Below are 22,076 nucleotides of genomic sequence, written 5' to 3'. Positions count from 1 at the left end.
TCGCCCAGCGCGACCAGCAGCCCGGCCGCGACGGACACGGCGTGCCCGAACCCGACCGCGCCCGGACGGGCCGCCGGTGCCGCCGGGGTCGCGGCGATCAACGCGGCCGAGGCCGCGAGCGGCGGCGCGAGATAGGGCTCCCCGCCCACCCCCTGGGCCACCGCGAGCGGCGCGAGCAGCAGGACCGCGGTCACGACCGGCCGCACCACGGGCGTCACGGGGCGGGCCAGTCGTTCTCGGTCTCCGCCACCTTGTTGACGTAGTTGGTGAGGGTCTGGAGCGCCACCAGGGCGATGATCTCCAGCACCTGCTCCTCGGTCCACCCGGCGGCCAGCGCGGCGGCGGGGTCGGCGTTCCCCCTCGTCTCGGTCAGCTCCCTGGCGAAGGCCACGGCGGCGGCCTCCTTGGCGTCCGCCGAGGTCCCGGCCTGGGCGGCCTCGATCTCCGCGTCCGTGAGCCTCGCCACCCGCTTCCCGGTGAACGTGTGCGCGGCGACGCAGTACCCGCACCCGTTCGCCGCCCCGACGGCCAGCGCGATCCGCTCCGAGGTCGCCCCCGGCAGCGCCCCCCTCTTCAACGCCCCGGCCAGCCCGAGGTAGCCCTCCAGCACGGCGGGGGCACCGGCCATCACCCGCGTCATGTTCGGCACCCGGCCCATCCGCGTCCGTACCTCGTCGAGCAGCGGCGCTTCTTCCACAGCCTTGAACACGACCCGCTCCTTCTAACGGAATCTTGTAGCGATGTCCGTTATAACATAACGGCGAGAAGAAGTGATACCCGTTAGACTGAGGTCATGGAAGATCCGCTGGCACTGCGCTTCGCGAGCACGATCCGCGCCACCCGCGGCGGCCTGACGGACGCCCTGGCCACCGAGTCCTCGGCCCGGGAGTGGCTCGCCGCGAACCTCCCCGACCCGGCCCCGGTGCCGCTCGACGCTCTGGTCGCGCTGCGCCAGGCCGTCCGCGCCCTGTTCGCCGAGGCGGTGGCGCCCCATCCGCCGAGCCCCGCCGACCCGGCCGCGCTCCCGCCGTTCCCGCAGGCCCTGGCCCTGGTCAACGCCTCGGCCGCGCCGGTCCTGCGCCGGCTCGTCTGGGACGACGCCCCCCGCGAGACCCGCGACTCCGTGCACGGCGGCCCCCTGGCCGTCCTCGCCGACGCGGCCGTCGACTTCTTCGCGGGCCCCCTGTTCCCCCAGGTCCGCGTCTGCCCGGCACCCCGCTGCGTCCTGTACTTCCTGAAGCGCCACTCCAAGCAGGAATGGTGCTCGACGACCTGCGGCAACCGCGCCCGCGCCGCCCGCTACTACGCCCAGCACAAGAACGACTAGGGCGTGCCTAGGCCCTGGCGACGGTTCTCGGTGGGCGGAAGAGGTTGAGGAGGCGGGGGCCGGAGTGTTCGAGGCGGTCGAGGAGGCGGGCGGCCTCGGGGCCGGTGAGACGGTCCTCCGGGGTCTTGCGGAGGAGGCCGTCGATGACCGGGCGGAGGGGGCCCGCGTGGGCGGGCGGCTCGTAGGCGTCGATGAGGATGGCGACCATCGAGGCGAGGGCGCCGTCGCGGCGGTAGGGGGCCCTGCCCTCGACGGCCGCGTACAGGGTGGCGCCGAGCGACCAGAGGTCGGACGCCTCGGTGAGCGGGTCGGCGCAGGCCTGTTCCGGCGAGATGTAGGAGGGGGAGCCCTCCAGGCAGGCCGTGGAGCTGTCCGTGGTGCGGACCGCCAGGCCGAAGTCGGTGAGGACCACCCGGCCGTCCGGGCAGATCATGATGTTGCTGGGCTTCACGTCGCGGTGCAGCAGGCCCGCCACATGGGCGACGCGCAGCACCGCGAGGACCTGACGGCCGATCTCGGCGGCCTGGCGCGGGTCGAGCCTGCCCTGCTCGTCGATGATCTGCTGGAGGTTGGGGGCGTCGAGGTACTCCATCACCAGCCAGGGACGGCCCGCGGCGACGATGACGTCGTACACGGCGGCCACCCCGATGTGGCGGAGCTTGGCCATCGACCGGGCCTCCTGGGTGAGCAGGCGGCAGAGCCGGCGGCGCCCGTCGGCGTCCGCGTCGGCGGGGAGCAGGATCTCCTTGACGGCCACCGAACGGTCGAGGACCTCGTCGTGGGCGCGCCACACGACTCCCATCGCACCGCGGCCCGCCTCGTCGAGGAGTCGGTATCGCCCAGACACAAGAATCGGACGACCCCCGTTTCGCACGTGAACCCACCCGCCGGGTCCCTCGCGACCTCTCTGCCCGTTTTGGTCATCCGAAACATCCAGCGGAGGCTCAAGCTTCGGGCAAGTTCGCGGGCGTCCTGCCGCGCCGGTTGAGCCAGACCGCCCAGACGACTCCGCCGAGCGGGATCTCGATGACGTGGGTGAAGAAGCTGTAGAGCACGACCGCGGTCGCGGCGGCGGAGGCGTCCATCCCGAAGTGGACCAGCAGCGCCGCGGTGCCCGTCTCGGTGATCCCCGATCCGCCGGGGGTGACGACGGCGCTGGTCAGGACCCGGTTGATGGCGAAGACGGCCAGGGTCTCGGCGACCCGGAGCGAGTCCCCCGCGGCCCACAGGCAGCCGAACAGCAGCACCCCCTGGAGCAGCATGTACCCGGCCATCCCGAGGGTCAGCCGCTGCCATCCCGCGCTCAGGACCCCGAGGGTTTCGGTCCGCACTCTCAGCAGCGACGATCCCGCGGAGCGCAGCAGGTCACCGGCCCGCCGCGGCAGATGCTCCGCCGCCCGCTGGAGCAGCCGGTCGACCCGGTGGGCCGCCGGTTCCCAGCGGAGCGCGACGGCGATGACCAGCGCGATCGCGATCAGGGTGATCCCCGCGGTCGCCGCGGCCGCCGAGAGCTGCCGGTTGGGCAGCCTGCCGATCGACAGCAGCGCGAGGATGCCGACGGCGGGCAGCAGCAGCCGCGCGAACACGTTCCAGATACCGCTGACCACGGTCGAGACCGTGATGGCCGGGAGGGTGAAGCCCCAGCCCGTGGCCATCGCGAACGTCGCGGCGACCCCGGCCGCGCCGCCGAACGGCAGCAGGTTGCTGACCCCGCTGCCCGCGGCGTTCAGCATGAACGCCCTGCCGTGCGACAGCCCGGGCAGCGACGCCGTCAGCACGAACGTGTAGGCGCCGAGCCCGGCGATCCAGACCACGGCCAGGACGGCCAGCGCCCACGGTTCGATCGAGCCGAGCCGTTGCCAGATCTCCGCCCAGCTCACGCCGACCAGCCGGGGCATGAGGGCCAGCAGCCCGAAGGCCAGGATCAGCGAAGCCGCCGAGAGGGCGGCCCGCTTCATGGTCTCCGCACGTAGTACTCGGTGCCGAACACGGCCCTGAACAGGGACATCGGCAGCCTGCGGCAGACACCGAGGGTGCGGAGGCCGCCGCCCGCCTGGGTGGCGTGCGCCGCCATGCTGGCCCGCTTGACGCGGGCGTACCGGCGGACGTCGACGCGATGGGTGATCTCCGAGCCCGGGGTGTATGCCCGCCTCCATTGGCCGAGCGGCGGCACCCGCAGGAACGGGCGCATCCACCGCAGGATCCGGTCCCGGTCGGCGGTCGCCTCCAGGACGAGCGGGGTTCCGGCCAGCCGAGCGGCCTCGATCCCCACCCTGTGCACCTGGACGTGGTCGGGATGGCCGTAGCCGCCCGCCGCGTCGTAGATCGTCAGAAGGTCGGCGTCCTCCTGTTCGAGCACGTCCGCGAGGCGCCGGGCGGCCTCGGCGACCGGGGCCGAGGCGAAGCCGCCCGGCGCGCTCCCGTCGAGACCGGAGTCGCGGTAGCCGAGCAGGACCACCCGGGCGCACCCGAGGATCGCCGCCGACCGGTGCAGCTCGCGGACGCGGACCTCGCCCAGCGGCCCGGCCTGCGGGGCGGCGAGCCCCTCCTCCCCCGCCGTGGCGACGGCCAGGACCACCCGGTTGCCCTCCGCGGCGAGGCGCGCCATCAGCCCGGCGGTCAGCAGCGACTCGTCGTCGGGATGGGCGTGGAAGAACAGGCAGGTCCGCACCCCACCTGGATGCCCGCCCTTCGGTGAAGATCCTTTATGGCACGGGTCAAACCTGGGTCAGTGCGGACGCCGCCGGGCGGTTTCGCGACTCTTTATCCCGAGACTCACGCAGGTGAGGATCCTGCATGTGAGCGACTGTTTCCTGCCCCGGCTCGGCGGCATCGAGGTGCAGGTGGACGATCTCGCGCGGGCCCAGCGCGCCACGGGCCACGAGGTGCGGGTGGCCACCGCGACGCCGGGCGAGGCCCTTCCCGGCCTGGTCCGGGTGGGGGCCCGGCTGCCCTGGGCGCTGCCGGTGCTCGGCTCGGTGCGGCGGATCGTCGCCGACTTCCAGCCCGATGTCGTCCATGTCCACACCGGGGTCGTGTCGCCGTTCGCGTGGCGGGCGATGCGGGACTGCCGGAGCGTCCCGACGGTCGTGACCGTGCACAGCCTGTGGGGACGGCCGACCGGGCTCGCCCACCGCCGGATCATCCCGCCGGAGGCGGCCGTGACGACCGTCAGCGAGGCGGCGGCCGTGCCGATCCGCCGGACGCTCGGCGGCGAGGTCCACGTGGTCCCCAACGGCATCGACACCGGGCCGTGGCGCGAGATCAGGCCGTGGCTGCCGACGGGCGCCGTCCATGTGGTCGCGGTCGGCAGGCTCGCCCCGCGCAAGGAGCCCTTCACCCTGCTCAGGGTGCTGCGCTCGGCCGGGGCCCGGGCCCCGATCCGGGTGACGATCGTCGGCGACGGTCCCGCCGCCGGGGCGATCCGCCGCTACCTGCGGCGGTACCGGATGGAGGGCTGGGTGAAGCTCACCGGCAGGCTCGACCGGTCCGAGGTCCGCGAGGTCCTCGCCTCTGCCGACGTGTTCGTGGCGCCGGCCCGCCGGGAGTCGTTCGGGCTGGCCGCGCTGGAGGCGAGGCTCGCGGGGGTGCCGGTGGTGGCGCACGCGGCCAGCGGGGTCGCCGACTTCGTCCGGCCGGGGCGCGAGGGGCTGCTGGGCGCCAACACCGCGGAGCTGTCGCACGCGCTGGTCAGGATGGTGACCGACCACGACCTGCGGCACACGATCGCCTCGGCCAACCGCTCCACCGACTCCGACGGCTGCACCTGGCCGGCCGTCCTCGGGGCGTTCGACCGGATCTACGGCACGGTCGCCCGTCCGGCGGTGGCCGTCTCAGCGCCTGCGGAGACCGTCGAGGAGAAGGTCGAGGAGCCGGCCGGCCTGTACCTCGTCCGCACTGGCCATGCAGATGCCGCTGAGGCCGGTCAGGACGTCGAGGGCAGGGACGTCACCGCGTAGCGTCTCCGCGCCCGCCTCCAGCAGGAGGGTCATCGCGGCGAGCATCGAGTCCCTGCTGACCGCGAACGGGTCGCCGCCCGCGTCGATCAGGGCGCGCAAGGCGTCGCCCATGCCCTGCTTGGTGGTGATGTAGCCGTGGAACAGGCCCATCCACTCGCGCAGCGCTTCTTCGGGCGGACGCCCGGCCAGCAGGACGGGCGCGGCGTCGCACAGCCTGGTCAGCTCGTTGCGGTAGGCGGCCTCGACCAGGGCCTCCCGGGTGGGGAAGTGCCGGTAGAGGGTGCCGATGCCGACGCCCGCCTCCTTGGCGATCGCGTCCAGGGTGGCGTCGCCGTCGCGGGAGAAGGCCTCGACGGCCGTCTCCAGCAGCCTGTCGCGGTTGCGCTGTGCGTCGGCGCGCAGGGGGCGCGGCGGCATGACGTACCTCTCATCTCGCTCGTCCGTTTGCAAAACGGAGCCTCCTCCGCTTAGCGTGGAGGCATAGCGGAGGATCCTCCGCTTTCAGTCTACCAACGCGGGAGAACCGATCATGAGCACGCGCATCACCACGCCCTTCGGGGCGGAGTCCACCGCCGCCGAGGTCATCGAGGGGATCGATCTCACCGGGAAGCGGGCGATCGTCACGGGCGGGGCGTCCGGGATCGGGGTGGAGACCGCCAGGGCGCTCGTCTCCGCGGGCGCCGAGGTGACCCTGGCCGTCCGGGACACCGCGGCCGGGGAGAAGGTCGCCGGTGAGATCGGCGGCCGGGTCCGGGTCGGGGCGCTCGACCTCGCCGACCAGGCGTCCGTGGCGGCCTTCACCGCCGCCTGGGACGGCCCCCTCGACCTGCTGATCAACAACGCGGGGATCATGGCGTCGCCGCTCCAGCGGACCCCGCAGGGCTGGGAGATGCAGTTCGCGACCAACCACCTCGGCCACTTCGCCCTGACGACCGGGCTGCACGGGGCTCTCGGGGCCGCGGGACGGGCCCGGGTCGTGTCGGTCAGCTCCAGCGCCCACCACCGGTCCGGGATCGTCTTCGACGACATCCACTTCGAGCGGCGCGAGTACGACCCCTTCTCCGCCTACGGGCAGTCGAAGTCGGCGAACGTCCTGTTCGCGGTGGAGGCCTCCAGGCGCTGGGCCGAGGACGGCATCACCGTCAACGCGCTGATGCCCGGCGGGATCCGCACCAACCTCCAGCGCCACGTCCCGGACGAGGAGCTGGAGCGGATGCGCGTCGCGGCCGGCGCGGGCGCGATGCAGTGGAAGACGCCCGGGCAGGGGGCGGCGACATCGATCCTGCTCGCGACCTCCCCGCTGCTGGAGGGGATCGGCGGCCGCTACTTCGACGACTGCAACGAGGCCGAGCGCGACCGCCTGTCCGCGCGCAACGGCGTGGCCTCCCACGCGCTCGACCCGATCGCGGCCGAGCGGCTGTGGGAGGTCTCACTCGACCTCGTCGGGAACTCCTAGACCCCCAGGACGGACTTGGCCCACTTGTAGTCGGACTTGCCGACGGCGGTGCGCTGGACCTCGGTGACGAGCTGGAGCTGGCGCGGGAGCTTGTAGCCGGCGAGGCGGTCGCGGCAGTGGTCGACGATGTCCTCGAGGGTCAGCTCGAAGCCCGCGACGGGCGCCACCACGGCGGCGACCCGCTGGCCGAACCGCTCGTCGGGCAGGCCGACCACGACGACGTCGTAGACGCCCGGGTGGTCCTTGATCGCGACCTCGACCTCTTCGGGGTAGACCTTCTCGCCACCCGTGTTGATCATCAGCGAGCCGCGGCCGAGCAGGACGATCGTCCCGTCGTGCTCCAGCGAGGCGAAGTCTCCGGGGACCGACCAGCGGACGCCGTCGGCGTCGGTGAAGAAGGTCGTGGCGGACTTGGCCGGGTCGTTGAAGTAGCCGATCGGGATGTGGCCGCTGCGGGCGAGCTTGCCGATCTCGCCCGGCTGCACGGGCTTCAGGTCGTCGTCCAGGACCGTGATGCCCGGCTTCATCTGGAAGCGGGCGGTGCCCTCCTTGCCGCCGACCGACGGGCCGCACGCCCCGGTCTCGGACGCCCCGTAGTTGTCGAGGAACATCGCGAACGGCAGGTGCTCCTTCAGCGCGTCCTTGGCGTGCTCGGTGAGCGGCGCGCCGCCGGAGGCGATGGCGAACAGCGACGAGGTGTCGTGGCCGCCCTTGGCGAGCTCGGCCGCGAGGGGGCGGGCCATCACGTCGCCCACCACCATGATCACATTGGCCTTCTCGCGGGCGAGGATGCCGAGGGCCTCCGCCGGGTCGAAGTTGTGGTTCGTGTAGAGCACGACCTGGGCGCCGCTGAACAGCGACATCAGCGCGACCCACTGGCCCGCGCCGTGCATGACGGGCGCGCAGTCCAGCGCGCACATTGGGGACGCCTCGGCGTTGGCCCTGATCTCCTCGGGGCTGGTGATCGGGTCGCCGAGGACGTTCCCGCCGCCCATCGCGCCGAAGAAGATGTCCTCCGACCGCCACTCGACGCCCTTGGGGTAGCCCGTGGTCCCGCCGGTGTACATGATGTAGCGGTCGTCGTTGGAGCGGGCCGGGAAGTCGTTCGTCTCCGGCTGGTCCCTGATCGCCTCCTCGTAGCCGACGCCCGCGACCTCGTTGGTGCCGCCGTCCTCGAGGATCACCACGTGCCGCAGGTGCGGCAGGGCGTCCTGGTCGACGCGCTCCAGCAGGGAACGCTCACCGATCAGCGCCACGGCCTGCGAGTCCGACAGCACGTGGTGCAGCTCGCCCGCCACGTAGCGGTAGTTGACGGGGATCGGCACGGCGCGGACCTTGTAGATCCCGAAGAACGCCTCGAGCCACTCCGCCCGGTTCCAGGCCAGGATCGCCACGTGCTCACCCGGCTGGACGCCCTGCGCCGCCAGATGGTGCCCGACCTTGCTGGCGCGGGCGTTGAGCTCGCCGTAGGTGTGCCGTACGTCGCCGGCCACGAGGGCCGGACGGTCGGGGCCCGCCTCGGCGAGGAGTTCCAGAAGATCGGCCAGGTTGTACGTCGACATGGTGCTCCTCCGGGAGGGGGCGGGTGGGGCCATCTTCGTTTCCGCGGGGTTAACCGGCAATACCCGCTGACAAAACGTCTCAATGACCTGGCTCACAGGCCCTTCCCTCGATACCAGGCCACTGAGCTGCACGTCTAGGGGCGGCGGCCAGACACCTTGCCAGCACTCCGCTCAGGTTTGATGATCGCACCTCGCGAAATGTGACCCCGGACACGGCTGAACCGAAGACTGCTTAACGTACGTCTTATGGGGCATCCGAGAGGCTGTCCATAACAATTGAGCAACACGGAGCAGGGGGGCGAGGAGACATGAGCGCTACGGTCGCTTGGACTCCACCGAGCTGGGACGAGATCGTTTCCCAGCACTCGAATCGGGTCTTCCGCCTGGCCTACCGGCTGACCGGCAACCGCCACGACGCCGAGGACCTGACCCAGGACGTCTTCGTCCGTGTCTTCCGCTCGCTGTCGTCCTACACCCCGGGCACGTTCGAGGGCTGGCTGCACCGGATCACCACCAACCTGTTCCTCGACGGCGCCCGCCGCCGCCAGCGGATCCGGTTCGACGCCCTCACCGACGAGGCCGCCGAGCGGCTGCGCAGCAAGGAGGCCGGGCCCGCCCAGGTCGTCGACGACCAGTACCTCGACCCCGACGTGCAGAAGGCCCTCGACTCCCTCGCCCCCGAATACCGGGTCTCGGTGATCCTCTGCGACATCGAGGGGCTCACCTACGAGGAGATCGCGGCCGTTCTCAACGTCAAGCTCGGCACCGTCCGCAGCCGGATCCACCGGGGCCGCGCCCAGCTCCGCAAGCAGCTCGAGCACCGCCGCCCCGCCGAGAACCTCGTCGAGGCCGTCGCCGAGCCGGTCGTGGAGACCGGCGAGGTCGCGCCCGTCTGATTCGAGCAAACGCCCTCCATCCGATAGTGTTCACTCTCGTCGCCCGGTCGTTCACGCGGGCGGCACGCGGAAGTGGCTCAGTGGTAGAGCATCACCTTGCCAAGGTGAGGGTCGCGGGTTCGAATCCCGTCTTCCGCTCCAGGATTCTTGTCAGCCCGGGACACGTCCCGGGCTTTTTTCTGTCACCGGCCTTTAATGACCGGACGGTCGCCTCCCGCATAGCGTCGCCTCCCATGGACATCGTCTTCGAACGCCGCGGCGAGGGGCCTCCCCTCGTCCTGTTGCACGGCATCGGGCACCGCTGGCAGGCGTGGGAGCCGGTGTTCGACCTGCTGGCCGCCGAGCGCGACGTGATCGCGGTCGACCTGCCCGGGTTCGGCGCCTCGCCCGCGCTCGACGAGGGCTCCTCCTACGCGATCGAGACGGTCGTCGAGCGGCTGGCCGAGGCGTTCGACCGGCTCGGGCTCGTCCGGCCGCACATCGCGGGGAACTCCCTCGGCGGGCTGTTCGCGCTGGAGGCCGCCGACCGGGGGCTGGTGTCCTCGGCCACCGCACTGTCCCCCGCCGGGTTCTACGACGAGGCCGGATTCCGGTACGCGACCACGGTGCTGCGGGCGATGCGGCTCGGCGCGTCGGTCCCGGGGGCGCTGCTGGAACGGATCCTGGCCTCCCCGATGCAGCGCTCGCTGATGTTCCGGATGCTCTACGGACGTCCCCACCTGGTCGATCCCGACGTCCTGGTCGCCGACGCGAAGGCCATGGCGAAGGCGCCCGGCTTCGAGAAGACCGTCAAGGCGGGCCGCGGGGTCCGCTTCGCGGGCAAGCTGCTCGACGTGCCCGTCACCATCGCCTGGGGCACCCGCGACCGGATCCTGCCGACCTCCCAGGCGCTCCGCGCCCGCGCCCTGCTCCCGCATGTCGAGCACGTCTGGCTCCCGGGGTGCGGCCACATCCCGATGAGCGACGATCCCGCGATGGTCGCCTCCGTCATCCTGCGCACCAGCTCCGCGCTGGCTCCCGCCGGGACCTGACTCAGTCCGCCAGCGGCAGCCGCAGGGCGAAGCGGGCCCCGGCCGGGCTCTCCTCGACGATCAGGGTGCCGCCGTGCGCGAGGGCCACGTCGCGGGCGATGGCCAGGCCGAGGCCGGTGCCGCCCGCGCCCCGGCTCCTGGCGGTGTCGAGACGGGTGAAGCGCTCGAAGATCCGCTCACGGTCGGCCTCCGGGATGCCGGGGCCCTCATCGGTGACGGTGAGCAGGGCGTCCCGGCCGTCGCGGCGGACGTGCACGGCGACAGGGGGTCCGCCGTAGCGCTCGGCGTTGTCCAGCAGGTTGGCCAGCACCCGGACGACCTGCATCCGGACCCCGTTGACGATCACGCCGTCCTCGGCGGCGACCGTGACGTCGGCACGCTGCTCGGCGCGGGCCAGCTCGCCGAGGTCGAGGTCCTCGCGGGCCGCGCCGACGGTGCCGAGCCGCGCCAGGAGCAGCAGGTCGGTGACGATCGCCTCGAGCCGGTCGGTGTCGCGCAGCGCGTCCTCGACGGTCGCGGCCACGTCGATGTCGTCAGGGTAGAGGGCCGCCTCCTCCAGGCTGGCGCGCAGCCCGGCGATGGGGGTGCGCAGCTCGTGCGAGGCGTCGGAGGCGAACTGGCGCTGCCGGGAGACCGCGCGTTCCAGCCGGTCGAGCGTCTGGTTGGCGGTGCGGGCGAGCTGGGCGATCTCGTCCTCGCCGCGCGGCTGGGGCACCCGGCGGCTGAGATCGGTGGCGCTGATCTCCGAGAGCTGCGCGCGGATCGCCTCGATCGGCCCGAGGGTCCGGCCGACCATCAGCCAGGTCGCCCAGGCCGTGAGCGCGATCAGGGCGAGGACGATGCCCGCGACGATCAGGCTGAGCGACCAGCCCATGACGAGGGTCGGCAGCGGCACCGCGGTCAGCACGATCGGCGCCTGCGTGTCCGCGGTCGTCCTGATCGCCTCGACCGCGTAGCAGCCGCCGTCCGGCGCCGGGCACTCGATCACGTCGACGACCCGCTCGATCGCCGACGGCCGCAGGGCGCTCATCGGGCTTCTGCCGCGCACCGGCCCGCTCGACATGATCACATCGCCTCTGGCGTCGACGACCTGGATGAGCCGGGCGTCCCGGTCGACCGGGATCGGGTCCCTGAGCACCCCCGCCCGCAGGTCGGCGGAGACCCGCCGGGCGGCCTTCTGCGCCTTGTCGAAGGTCGCGCTCTTGACGGAGCTGGTGATCAGCGCGGACGCGCCGAGGCCGAGCGCACCGAAGACGAGCCCGGACAGCAGCGCGGCAATGAGCGTGTCTCGGACCCGGATCGACCGTGGCAACAGCCGCATGCGGATCCTTCCGGAGCACGGCGAGGGAATCTCGCCAGTATTTCCAAGGAAGGCACGCCGCTGCCAGCGACCGCGCTGTTCACTCCGGCCCGGTGACCTCCGCTTTCTGTTCCTTGGCAGGAAGATGGCCATCGGCGGCGCCCGGCCCCGGCGGGACGGCGAGATCGGCGCGGAACGCCCCGTTGAGCGAGGCCCTGATCCGGCCGAGCGGCCGCCGTGCCCCCGGGGGCCTGACCCCGTCGGCGGCGGCGCGCGGCAGCGGCACGGCGGGGGCGGGCCGCGGGTCGGTGATCCGCCCGGGCTCCCGGTCGGGGACGTGCAGCTCGGTGAACTCCCCCTCCGGCGACATCGCGATGACTCCGGACTCGCGGCCGTGCGCGATCGTCTCGCGGTCCCTGCGCTGGAGGCCGAGGCAGATCCGGTAGGCGGCGATGTAGGCCAGCACCGGGCCGAGCAGGATGGCGACCCGGAAGAACCAGGTCGTCGCGTACAGGCTGAGGTTGAGCTTGGCCGCGAGGACGTCGTTGCCGCCCGCCGCCCACAGCACCCCGTAGAACGTCACGCCGGCGCTGCCGATCCCGGTGCGGGCGGGGACGTCCCGCGGCCGGTCCAGCAGATGGTGGACCCCGTGGTCGCCGGTGACCCACCGTTCCAGGAACGGGTAGGCGGCCAGCCCCGTGAACAGCAGCCCCGGGACGCCCAGCGCCGGAATGATCACGCTCATCGGCAGGGTGTGACCGGCCGCGGTGATCTCCCACCCGGGCATGATCCGCAGCGAGCCCTCGAGGAAGCCCATGTACCAGTCCGGTTGCGATCCGGCCGAGATCGCCGACGGGTCGTAGGGGCCGAACAGCCAGATCGGGTTGATCTGGAAGAAGGTGGCCAGCAGCGTCGTGACGCCCGCGACGAACAGCAGGTAGGCAGTGGTCTTCGCCACGAAGACGGGGAAGAACGGGTACCCCCTGACGGTCCTGTTGGTGCTGCCGCGGCCCGGGAACTGGGTGTGGGTCTGCATCCAGGTCAGGACGATCGCGTGCAGCGGGATCAGCGCCAGCAGGAGGCCCGGGATCAGCAGGACGTGGACGGTGAACAGCCGCGGGATCAGCGCCTCGCCGGGGAATTCGCCGCCGAACAGGAACATCGTCACGTAAGTGCCGACGACGGGAAGAGAAAGGGTGACGCCCTCGAGAATGCGCAGTCCCGTTCCGGAGAGAAGGTCGTCGGGAAGCGAATAGCCGAAGAGGCCGTTCAGCATCACCAGCATGAACAACAGGACGCCGATCACCCAGTTGAGTTCGCGCGGTCTGCGGAATGCGCCGGTGAAGAAGTTGCGCAGCATATGAACGAGGATCGCGGCCAGGAAGAGGATCGTGCTCCAGTGGTGGATCTGGCGGACGAGCAGGCCACCGCGCACGTCGAAGGTGATGTGCAGCGTCGAGGAGTAGGCCTCGGACATCTTGACGCCGCGCAACGGGCCGTAGGAGCCCTCGTACACGACCTCGGTCATCGACGGCTTGAAGAAGAAGGTCAGATACACGCCGGTCAAGAGGATGATCAGAAAGGAGTAGAGGGCGATCTCGCCCAGCAGGAAGCTCCAGTGATCGGGAAAGGCCTTGCGGATCGCCTTCTTGGTGAAGGCCGCTCCGCCGAACCTGTCGTCGACGGCCCGACCGGTAGCGGCCAGGGGGTGCTCGCTCGCGTCCATGGCGGCTCCTGCCAGGGAGAGACAAGACTGCAACAAGTTCTCGCTACCCGGTGGCCGCGGAAAGATACCCAGAAGTTGCCTGAGCAAGGCGGCCGAACCTGGTCGTCGAGAGACCTACACTGGCGAGGCTGGAACACCTCAGGACATGATTTGACCCACAATCATGTAAGAAATCACCCTCAGTCACCGTGGCCGCGGTGACTTGGTTGCTCCCAGGTGCGGGGGGCCTTGAGCGCCGGTTGGAGGTTCACCGCGTGACAGCAGAAGCGAGCCTTCCGGCTCGCAGCAGCGACTCGGAACTCGGCCCCTGGTCTGACATCCCGGGCGAGCTGGCCGAACACATCAGACCGCACCTGGACGAGGTGGCCGAGGAGATCATCTCCGAGATTCAGCTCCGCGTCCGCGAGTACTCGCGTGGCGAGGGCCCGTACGCCTCGATGCTCCGCCTCGTCGTGGAGCGCGCGCTCCAGCACTTCGTCGACCGCATCGCGGGAAACGGGTTCGACGACGAGGAGTTCTTCGTCTCCATCGGCAGGGGCGAGGCCGGCGAGGGCCGCAGCCTCGACCCCCTGCAGTCCGCCATGCGCGTCGGCTCCCTGGTGGCCTGGCGCCGCCTGTCCGCCAACGCCTTCGACCTCGACCCCCGGATCATCGCCAGCCTCGGCGAGGCGGTCTTCCTCCACCAGGACGAGATCGCCAAGGCGGCGGGCGAGGGATACTCCCAGGCCAAGGCCGCCGTCGCGGGCGAGATGCAGCGGCGCCGCCGCCGCCTCCTCGACCTGCTCCTGACCGAACCCACCCCCGGTCAGGAGGCCATCGCCGATCTGGCCGCCGCCGCCCACTGGCAGATGCCCAAGACGGTCGCCGCCGTGGCCCTCGACATCCGGCACCAGGACACCCGTCCGCCGGCCTTCCCGCCGGACGTCCTGGTCGACCTCTCCCGCACCCTCCCCAGCCTGATCATCCCCGACCCCGACGGACCCGGCAGGGCCGCCCTCGTGGACCGCGCCCTCGCGGACTGCGCGGGCGTCATCGGCCCGACGGTGCCCGTCACCGAGGCCGCCCGCTCGATGCACCTGGCCCGCCAGATGCTCCAGCTCGCCGGCAGGGGCGTCATCGAGGCCGACGGCGTCATCCGCTGCGTCGACCACATGAGCACCCTGATCATGTTCCAGGACGAGAACCTCCTGGACTCCCTGGCCGACCTCCGGCTGGCCCCCTTGTCGCATCTGCGCAACAGCCAGCAGGACCGGCTCGCCGAGACGCTCCTGGCCTGGCTCCAGTCCGGCCGGAACGCCAACGAGGTGGCCATGCGCCTGCACGTCCACCCCCAGACGGTCCGCTACCGGCTCCGGCAGCTCGAGGAGCTGTTCGGCGACCAGCTCCTCGATCCCGACCTCAGATTCGATCTGGAGATCGTCCTGCGGGCCCGCCGGCTCCAGCAGGGCAGCGCCGTGACGACCACGGGCGAGCACCGTGCCGTCTCCGGCGAGGTCATCACCCTCCGCCGCATCTAGCAGGACATGACGGCCTGGTTCACCTCGTGGGCCAGGCCGCCGAGGCGTCACGTTCCAGTCGGCTGATGATCTCGACGCGGTCGCCGGGAATCCGGACGACGGTCACCTCGACGGGCCGCTCCGTCCGGGCCGAGTAGCCGATCCTGACGATCTCGATCACGGGGATGCTCAGCGGGATCGCCAGCAGGTCGGCCTCCTCCTTCACGGGCATCCTGACCCGCTGGACCTCCAGCCACTGGATCGGGCCGTGCCCGGCCTCCTCCAGCCGGTCGAGCCAGGCGCCGGGCCCGGCGCCCTGCTCGGCCACCGCGGGCACCTCGGCCGCCGCGACGGGCTCGATCCAGCTGTCGCTGAGCTGGAAGGGCGCCTCGCCCTCCGGACCGGTCACCCGGCGGCGCCGCAGGACCATCGCTCCCGCCAGGACCTTCAGCTTGCCCGCGGGACGCTCGGGGATCGGGGCGTACTCGGAGGTCGGCGGAACGTGGTGGACCCACAGCTCGTCGCCGGACAGCGCGGCGGGGAAGTTGTAGCCTCCGGTCCGCCGCTCACCGCCGGGGCCGACATGCCGGTTGCTGCGCTTGACCAGGTTCCCGCGCTGGAGGGTGCGCCGCTCCCCCGGCCTCAGGACCACGGTGCCGCGCTTGGGAGCCGAGAAGACGAGCCGCTCCCCCTCGAGCCTGTCGATGGCCGCCGCCACGGTGTTACGGGCCGCCTCGTACTCCGCCGCGAGATCCACCATCCGGGGGAGAACGTCTCCGGGCCGCCATTCGCCTTCGGCGATCCTGCGCCGCAGATCGTCGGCGATCTCTTGGTAGCGCTGGCCCACAGCAACCTCCCCAATGGATTTGCTCAAGCATATTGACACGATCGTCAGGCCCCGGCCAGCATTGCTTTTGCTCAAGCGAATGCCCGGCTGAGATTCCGCGAAGCTCGGCTCCCCCGGATGACATCACGGACGGCCCCGTCGTGAAACCTCTAGATCGCACGCTCAGCGCGACCTTTCCCGGTACTCCGGACCAGGTCCGCCAGGCCCGCCACTGCCTCGGATCGTGGCTCGGCCGCGGCCATCCGGCCGGCGATCCGGCCGTGCTGCTCCTCAGCGAGGCCTTCACCAACGCCACGCTCTACGCGTCCGACGGGCCGGTCCATCTCGCCGCCTCCCTGACGGAGGGATCCCTCCGGATCGAGGTCGTCGACCCCGGTGGCCGATGTGATCCGGCACTTACCCCGCTTCCCCCCGACGATGCCGAGGGCGGCCGTGGCCTGGCACTCCTCGATCTGATCGCCAAGGAGTGGGGCTGGGAGCGCCTCACCGACCGGCGGGTCCGGGTCTGGTTCACGCTCCTGTGGTGACCGCCTGGACCGGGCGGCCACAGGATGGGGAAACGCCCCGTCCCGGGGAGGGGACGGGGCGTTCCTTGAGGGGGGAGGTCAGGAGCGGTAGAGGTTGATCTTGTCCTCGCCGATCTTGTCGCGCAGGGCCTGGTCGGTGACGCCGAGGCCCTCGGCCGGGGCCGCGCACAGGACGGAGACCTTGCCGATGTGCTGGTTGGTCTGCACCGCGCGGGTGGCCTCGGCGGCCTGGTCCAGCGGGAAGACCTTCGAGAGCGTCGGGTGGATCATGCCCAGCGAGATGAGCCGGTTGGTCTCGACGGCCTCGTGGTAGTTGAAGCCGTGCGAGCCGATGATCGACTTCAGCCGCATCCACAGGAAGCGGTTGTCGAACTGGTGCTGGTAGCCGGTGGAGGAGCCACAGGTGACGATCTTGCCGCCGCGCTTGGCCACGTAGACCGACGAGCCGAAGGTCTCGGCGCCGAGGTACTCGAAGACGATCTGCGGGTCCTCGCCGACGAGCGAGCGGACCGCCTCGCCGAGGATCCGGCCGGCCTTGCGGTTCTTGAAGCCCTCCGGGCCGAGCCCGAGCTCGTTGCGGTTGATGACGTGCTCGACGCCCTGCTTGCGGACGAGCTCCGCCTTGTCCTCCGAGCCGACGATCGCGACCGGGATGCCGCCGCCGTTCCTGACGAGCTGGGTGGCGTAGGAGCCGAGTCCGCCCGTCCCGCCCCAGACGAGGACGACGTCGCCCTGCTTCATCTGGGCGCCGTGCTTGCCGACGAGCATCCGGTAGGCGGTGGCCGCGCACAGGGTGTTGGCGGCGGCCTCCTCCCAGGTCAGGTGCGCCGGCTTCTTGACGAGCTGGTTGGCCTTGACCAGGCAGAACTCGCCCAGCGCGCCGAAGTTCGTCTCGAAGCCCCAGGCGAGCTGGGTCTCGCTCATCATGCCGTCGTCGTAGGACCCGTGGTCCTCCTCGTCGACGTAGCAGGGGGAGATGACGACCTCGTCGCCCACCTTCCAGCGCTTCACGCCCGCGCCGACCCTGACGACCACGCCGGAGCCGTCCGAGCCGAGCTGGTGCTGGTCGAGGACGTGCTTGGCCATGGCCGGGTTCCGGCGGGCGACCTGGTCGAGGTAGGTGAAGGTCGGGAACGGCTCGAAGATCGCCGACCAGACCGTGTTGAAGTTGATCGCTGCGGCCATCACCGCGATGACCACCTCGTCCGGTGCGAGCTCGGGCATCGGCATGTCGCCCACGTGGAGCGACTTGCGGACGTCCTTGTCCGTCTCGCCCTCGAAGATCCCGATCTCTTCCTTGCGGAGGAAAGCCGCGCGGTAGGAGGCGGGCAGTTCGGTGTTGAGCAGTTCCTCCCGCGACGCACCGTTGACTACGGCTTGCAGCATTTCGGACATGAGTTCTTCCTCAGAGTTTCGGTCGCGCCAGTGAAGGGGAGTCAGCGGGCCAGTTCAGCCGCCAGGTGGGCGGCGATGACGTTCACACCCGGCGGGTCCAGCAAGTTGAGGTGATGCGTCTCGGGCACCTCGACGATTTCCAGACCGGAACATAGCGGACCGAGGCCATTGGTCTCGTCGAGATTGACATATCGGACGTCCTGGACCGCCCAGGGGGTCGGCAGCGGCGCCTTGTAGAGGATCACCCGGCCGTCGTAGGGCGGGTAGGTGTACCTCTCCAGGGTTCGGGTGTCCTGGTGGGACGTGAGCTGGTGGTGGAGCACCGCCGGCGGCAGCGACGCCATGACGGGTGCGGCCCGCTCGGCGACGAGCGCGAACATCTCGTCCTCGTTCTTGCCCGCCAGCTCCTCGTAGGTGAGATCCACGTCCATGCCGTAGGTCTCGGTGAGGTAGGCGGCGAACCCGGCGAACCGGTGGGCGAGGTTGTCGGCGTCGTCGTCGGTGGGGAGCGGCACCCCGCCGTCGAAGAGGGCGACGAACTCGACCTCGCGGCCGAGCGCGGTGAGCTGCCGTGCGGTCTCGTAGGCGAGGGTCGCCCCGAACGACCAGCCGCCGAGGCGGAAGGCGCCCTCCGGCTGGGTCGCGATCATGTGCTCGACGTAACGGGAGGCGCGCTCCTCCACGCTCGGCGCGTCCTCCCAGCGCTCCAGCCCGTAGAACGGCTGCGCGGTCCCGATGAGCGCGGCGAGCTGCTGGTAGCAGCCGGTCGTCCCGCCCGCGGGGTGGGCGGCGAAGAACGGGCGTCCGTCGCCGCGCGGCTGGAGCGGCCGGACGGTCTGCCGGGCGGCCTCGTCCTCGACCGACCGGATGACGTCCGCGACGCCCTCAGCGGTCGGGTTGGCGAACAGCTCCAGCCGGTCGAAGACCGAGTGCAGCTCGGCCTCCAGCGCGGCGTGGATCTCGTCGACCTGGTGGTCGGCGCCGCCCAGCTCGAAGAAGTTCTCCACCACCGAGACCCGCTCGAGGCCCAGCTTCTCCTCGAACATCCGGGCCACGATCCGCTCGGCGGCGTCGCGGGGCATCACGTAGGCGGCGTCGCGCTCGGAGACCGCGGCGGTGCCGCCGATCCCGAGCTCGCCCGCGGCCCAGTCCTCGAACGCCTCCACCGAGGCGCCCTGGAGCAGCACCGCGGGCGGGACGGTCAGGCCGAGGTCGTGCTCGACCGCGCTCTTGATCCGGACCGCGACCAGGGAGTCGAGACCCAGCTCGGTCAGCGGCAGCGACGGGTCGAGCCGGTCGACGTCGAAGCCGAGGATGGTCGAGACCCGGGCGCGCACCCGGGCCCTGATGGCCTTGCGGGCGTCGTCGGGGTCCATCTCGCGGAGCGCGCCGGGGCCGGCCCAGTCGTCGTCGGCGTCGGTTCCGGCGGCCTCGACCAGCGCGGCGTAGAACGGCATCCGCTTGATCTCGGGGAACAGTTCGACGGCCTTCTTCGCGTCGAACCGCAGCACACCGGTGGCCGGACGGTCGAAGGCCAGCAGCGCCTCGAGCGCCTCGACGCCCTCGCCGGGGGTGATCGCCTCGATGACGGTCACGGTGGCCTCGGTGGCCCCGCCGACCTGCGCCCAGGTGCCCCAGTTGATCGTCGTGGCGGCCAGCCCGTCGGCCCGGCGGCGGGCCACGAGCCCGTCGACGGCGGCGTTGGCGGCGGCGTAGGAGCCCTGGCCCGGCGAGCCGAGCAGCGCGGCGGCGGAGGAGTGGACGACGAAGAAGTCGAGGTCGGCCGGGGCCGCCTCGTGCAGCTTCCGGGCACCCGTCACCTTGGCGCTCCACACCCTGTGGAGATCCTCCTCGCCGATCTCGGCGACGAGCCGGTCGGCCATGGCGGCGGCGCCGTGCAGGATGCCGCACAGCCGCAGCCCGCCCTCGGACGCCACCCGGACGAGCCGCTCGGCGACCCCGTCCTGCGCGACGTCACCGAGGACGACGCCGACGTCCACACCGGACTCCCGGAGCCGGGCGATGACCTTCTCGGCGTCGGTGTTCGGCCCCGAGCGTCCCGACAGGACGATCCGGCCCGCGCCTCGCTCGGCGAGGAGCTGCGCGGTGACCAGGCCGATGCCGCCGTAGCCGCCGGTGATGATGTAGGCCCCGCCGCGCCGGACGACGCGCCGCGGCTTGCGGTCGGGCAGGGTCGCCGCGGCCATCCGGACGACGAGACGCCGCCCGTCCCGGTAGGCGATCTCGGTGTCGGGCAGCCCGGCCGCGACCTCGCGCCGGACCAGCTCGAAGTCGTCGCCTTCGGACAGGTCGATCAGCGTGGCCCGCAGGCCCGGCTGCTCGAATCCGAGCACCCGCACCAGAGCCGAAAGGAAGCTCTGCTCCGGGCGTCCCGCGGCGCCGCCGACCGGCTGGGCGTCGCGGGTCACGAGCCAGAGGCGCTGGGAGGTCAGGGTGCGCGCGAGCTCGGCGACGAGCAGTACCAGGGCCTCGTCGGTGAGGGTGGCGGCGGGGACGACCACGACGTTCCTGGTGTCGGGGCCGAGCTCGAAGCCGGGACCGTCGACGACGAGCAGGCCCTCGGGCTCACCGTCGCCCTCCGGCAGCTCCGATTCCGCCCACACGGCCTCGACGAGCTTGTCGGCCAGGGGCACCGGCAGCTCGGCGGGGCGCACCAGCGCGACGCCGGTCGCCGCGAGCAGCGGCTCTCCGTCGGCGGTGAACAGGTGCACCGAACCGAGGACGCCCTCGTCGGTGTGCTCCACGGCGACCTGGCAGTGGCCGCCGCGGTGCGTCGGGCCGAAGATCCGCAGTTCGGCGATGCTCTCGGCGATCCAGCCCGGCTCGCCGACCTCGGCCGCGAGCAGGCTCAGGCACCGGTCGAGGACCTCGGGGTGGAGCCGGTAGTGCCTGCTGCCGCGGGTGGCCGCCTCGACCTGGGTCCCGGCGCCGAAGACGACCACGGGGACGGCGCCGCGCGCCACGTCGGAGGCGTTCGAGCCGGAGTCGACCGCGAAGTCGCCCGCCGACCGCAGGACGTGCGGCCAGGGCCGACGGTCCTGCACGGTGTCCGCGCTGGCCAGGCGGGTCCAGGTCCCGGCGGGGGTGCGGGAGTGGATCTCGACGTGGCCGTCGTCGGCGAGCGTGGTGCTGAGGGTGACGGGGCCGCCCAGCGCGAGGGGGTGCGGCGCGGCCAGCCGGTGCACCGCCGACGCCTCGATCTCGGCCCCGGCCGCGAGGGCCATCTCGGCCAGCACCGCGAGCGGAAGGTGCGGGGCGTCCCAGGTGAGGGTGGACTGCCAGGCGTGCCGGTCCTCGCCGGGGAGCTCGACGTGCGCGCCCAGCAGCGGGTGGCCGTCGGGGCCCGCGACGCGGCGGGCGGAGTCCATCCAGTGCCGGTCGTGCCGCCACGGGTTCAGCGGAAGATCGATCAGGGCGCCGTCGGTGGCCGTGGTCACGGTGTGACCGTGCACGGCGAGGGTCGCGACCTGGGTGTGGAAGTGGACGGTGTCGTCGGTCTCCCGGCCCTTGGGCGCGCGGCGCAGCGAGTGCAGCACCAGCGAGCCCGAGCCCTCCAGGGTCTCGCCGACCGCGTGGGACAGGATCGGGTGGGCGTTGATCTCGATGAACGTGCGGTGGCCGTCCTGGGCGGCGGCCGTGACGGCGTCGGCCAGGCGGACCGGGTTGCGCAGGTTGGCCGCCCAGTACCCGGCGTCGAGCAGGGTGTCCACCGGCAGGTGCGGGGAGTCGAGGGCGGTGGTGTACATCGGCAGCTCGCCCGGGAGCGGCTTCAGCTCGGCGAGCAGCTCGCGCAGCTCCGGCAACAGCGGCTCGACCTGCGGGGAGTGGCCCGCGCCCTCGGCCTTCACCTGGCGGGCCAGATGGCCGCGCCCCTCGGCCCAGGCGAGGACCGCCTCGATCGCGTCGCTCTCGCCGGTGACGACGGTCTGCTTCGGCGACGACAGCACCGCCGGGTGGACCACGGGGCCCTCGTACTCGTCGAGCTCGGCCAGGCCGCAGCCGAGGACGGCCATCCCGCCGCCGCCGACCAGCGCGGTCATCAGCTTCGACCGGCGCACGATCACCTTGACGCCGTCCGCGAGCGACAGCCGCCCGGAGACGACCGCCGCGGCGATCTCGCCCATCGAGTGCCCGATCACGGCCGCGGGCACGACCCCGTAGCTCCGCCACATCCGGGCGAGGCCGATCTGGACCGCGAACAGGACCGGCATGATCTCGTCGGGGCCCTCGGGCATCCGGCCGGTCTCCAGCAGGTCCCAGAGGGCGAGCCCGGCCTCCTCCTGGAAGAGGCCGTCGAGGTCGTCGATCGCCTCGGCGAACGCGGGTTCCTCGTCGAGGAGCGAACGGGCCATTCCGGCGCGCTGGGAGCCGTAGCCGGAGAAGACGAAGACGGGGGCGCCGGGGGTTCCGGCGGCCGTCCCGGTGACGACCGCGGGGTGCGGGTCGCCGACGGCGAGGGCCTCGAGGGCCTCGCGGAGCCCGGCGGCGTCGCGCGAGACGACGGCGGCACGGGCGCGGCCGCGCGGACCGCGG

At 71.9% G+C, this 22,076-nt stretch carries 18 protein-coding genes, 1 tRNA gene and 1 pseudogene; 8 read left to right on the top strand and 12 right to left on the bottom strand.

Features of this window, described 5'->3' with window-relative positions; translation table 11 throughout:
* Both ABD785_RS40055 and ABD785_RS40050 read right to left on the bottom strand, forming a co-directional pair.
* Positions 1-218: HPP family protein (locus ABD785_RS40055; protein WP_425547879.1), on the bottom strand; the 218-nt coding region annotated here is incomplete at its 3' end.
* Positions 215-709: a carboxymuconolactone decarboxylase family protein gene (locus ABD785_RS40050; RefSeq protein ID WP_344839826.1), complete on the bottom strand. Its 495-nt coding sequence runs from the start codon at positions 707-709 to the stop codon at positions 215-217. The genes ABD785_RS40055 and ABD785_RS40050, both read right to left, overlap by 4 nt.
* Before the next feature lie 84 nt (positions 710-793).
* Here ABD785_RS40050 and ABD785_RS40045 point away from each other — a divergent pair, with 84 nt between their 5' ends.
* A complete protein-coding gene (locus ABD785_RS40045; protein ID WP_344839822.1) occupies positions 794-1,327 on the top strand; it encodes a CGNR zinc finger domain-containing protein in 534 nt (177 codons plus the stop codon).
* A 7-nt stretch (positions 1,328-1,334) separates the two neighbouring features.
* Here ABD785_RS40045 and ABD785_RS40040 read toward each other — a convergent pair whose 3' ends face one another.
* The 3 genes from ABD785_RS40040 to ABD785_RS40030 form a co-directional block, all read right to left on the bottom strand.
* A complete protein-coding gene (locus ABD785_RS40040) occupies positions 1,335-2,174 on the bottom strand; it encodes a serine/threonine-protein kinase (RefSeq protein ID WP_344839820.1) in 840 nt (279 codons plus the stop codon).
* Between the two features lie 97 nt (positions 2,175-2,271).
* Positions 2,272-3,285: a lysylphosphatidylglycerol synthase transmembrane domain-containing protein gene (locus ABD785_RS40035; RefSeq protein WP_344839817.1), complete on the bottom strand. Its 1,014-nt coding sequence runs from the start codon at positions 3,283-3,285 to the stop codon at positions 2,272-2,274.
* Positions 3,282-3,998: a PIG-L deacetylase family protein gene (locus ABD785_RS40030; protein ID WP_344839814.1), complete on the bottom strand. Its 717-nt coding sequence runs from the start codon at positions 3,996-3,998 to the stop codon at positions 3,282-3,284. Before ABD785_RS40030 ends, ABD785_RS40035 begins: the two co-directional genes overlap by 4 nt.
* Positions 3,999-4,125: 127 nt before the next feature.
* On the opposite strand from ABD785_RS40030, the gene ABD785_RS40025 reads away from it, so the two are divergent.
* A complete protein-coding gene (locus tag ABD785_RS40025; RefSeq protein WP_344839810.1) occupies positions 4,126-5,286 on the top strand; it encodes a glycosyltransferase family 4 protein in 1,161 nt (386 codons plus the stop codon).
* On the opposite strand, the pseudogene ABD785_RS40020 reads toward ABD785_RS40025, so the two are convergent.
* Positions 5,230-5,703: pseudogene (locus ABD785_RS40020) on the bottom strand (TetR/AcrR family transcriptional regulator); the annotation flags it as partial. The gene ABD785_RS40025 and the pseudogene ABD785_RS40020 sit on opposite strands and share 57 nt — an antisense overlap.
* 112 nt (positions 5,704-5,815) lie before the next feature.
* On the opposite strand from ABD785_RS40020, the gene ABD785_RS40015 reads away from it, so the two are divergent.
* Positions 5,816-6,742 carry an SDR family NAD(P)-dependent oxidoreductase gene (locus tag ABD785_RS40015; RefSeq protein ID WP_344839807.1) on the top strand — a complete coding sequence of 309 codons (927 nt, stop codon included), beginning with the start codon at positions 5,816-5,818 and terminating at the stop codon, positions 6,740-6,742.
* On the opposite strand, the gene ABD785_RS40010 is transcribed toward ABD785_RS40015, so the two are convergent.
* Positions 6,739-8,304 (bottom strand): acyl-CoA synthetase, encoded by a 1,566-nt coding sequence (locus tag ABD785_RS40010; protein ID WP_344839804.1) that lies wholly within the window; start codon positions 8,302-8,304, stop codon positions 6,739-6,741. The two genes, ABD785_RS40015 and ABD785_RS40010, sit on opposite strands and share 4 nt — an antisense overlap.
* Before the next feature lie 308 nt (positions 8,305-8,612).
* On the opposite strand from ABD785_RS40010, the gene sigE reads away from it, so the two are divergent.
* From sigE to ABD785_RS39995, 3 genes are all read left to right on the top strand, one after another.
* Entirely contained in the window at positions 8,613-9,200 is a 588-nt protein-coding gene (gene sigE / locus ABD785_RS40005) for an RNA polymerase sigma factor SigE (RefSeq protein ID WP_344839800.1), read from the top strand.
* A 66-nt stretch (positions 9,201-9,266) separates the two neighbouring features.
* Positions 9,267-9,341 (top strand) — tRNA-Gly (locus ABD785_RS40000).
* 92 nt (positions 9,342-9,433) lie between these two features.
* The gene (locus ABD785_RS39995) at positions 9,434-10,231 is read left to right on the top strand and encodes an alpha/beta fold hydrolase (RefSeq protein ID WP_344839798.1); all 798 of its coding nucleotides are present in this window, start codon (positions 9,434-9,436) and stop codon (positions 10,229-10,231) included.
* Between the two features lies 1 nt (position 10,232).
* Here ABD785_RS39995 and ABD785_RS39990 read toward each other — a convergent pair whose 3' ends face one another.
* Together ABD785_RS39990 and qcrB are read right to left on the bottom strand one after the other, a co-directional pair.
* Entirely contained in the window at positions 10,233-11,552 is a 1,320-nt protein-coding gene (locus tag ABD785_RS39990) for a sensor histidine kinase (protein WP_344839795.1), read from the bottom strand.
* 79 nt (positions 11,553-11,631) lie between these two features.
* A complete protein-coding gene (gene qcrB, locus ABD785_RS39985; RefSeq protein WP_344839793.1) occupies positions 11,632-13,257 on the bottom strand; it encodes a cytochrome bc1 complex cytochrome b subunit in 1,626 nt (541 codons plus the stop codon).
* 254 nt (positions 13,258-13,511) lie between these two features.
* Between qcrB and ABD785_RS39980 the strand changes: the two genes are divergently transcribed.
* A complete protein-coding gene (locus tag ABD785_RS39980; protein ID WP_344839790.1) occupies positions 13,512-14,774 on the top strand; it encodes a PucR-like N-terminal domain-containing protein in 1,263 nt (420 codons plus the stop codon).
* Between the two features lie 19 nt (positions 14,775-14,793).
* Here ABD785_RS39980 and ABD785_RS39975 read toward each other — a convergent pair whose 3' ends face one another.
* A complete protein-coding gene (locus ABD785_RS39975) occupies positions 14,794-15,600 on the bottom strand; it encodes a GntR family transcriptional regulator (RefSeq protein WP_344839788.1) in 807 nt (268 codons plus the stop codon).
* Between the two features lie 140 nt (positions 15,601-15,740).
* On the opposite strand from ABD785_RS39975, the gene ABD785_RS39970 reads away from it, so the two are divergent.
* Entirely contained in the window at positions 15,741-16,127 is a 387-nt protein-coding gene (locus tag ABD785_RS39970; RefSeq protein WP_344839784.1) for an ATP-binding protein, read from the top strand.
* Between the two features lie 78 nt (positions 16,128-16,205).
* Here ABD785_RS39970 and ccrA read toward each other — a convergent pair whose 3' ends face one another.
* Together ccrA and ABD785_RS39960 are read right to left on the bottom strand one after the other, a co-directional pair.
* Entirely contained in the window at positions 16,206-17,522 is a 1,317-nt protein-coding gene (gene ccrA / locus ABD785_RS39965) for a crotonyl-CoA carboxylase/reductase (protein ID WP_344839782.1), read from the bottom strand.
* 41 nt (positions 17,523-17,563) lie between these two features.
* Positions 17,564-22,076, bottom strand: a 4,513-nt coding sequence (locus ABD785_RS39960) for an SDR family NAD(P)-dependent oxidoreductase (protein WP_344839779.1), incomplete at its 5' end; no start/stop codon positions are given.

The organism is Actinocorallia longicatena (assembly GCF_039534125.1).
GTDB lineage: Bacteria > Actinomycetota > Actinomycetes > Streptosporangiales > Streptosporangiaceae > Actinocorallia > Actinocorallia longicatena.
The sequence above is the reverse complement of the archived record's forward strand: the minus strand, read 5'-3'. Positions and strand labels throughout refer to the sequence as shown.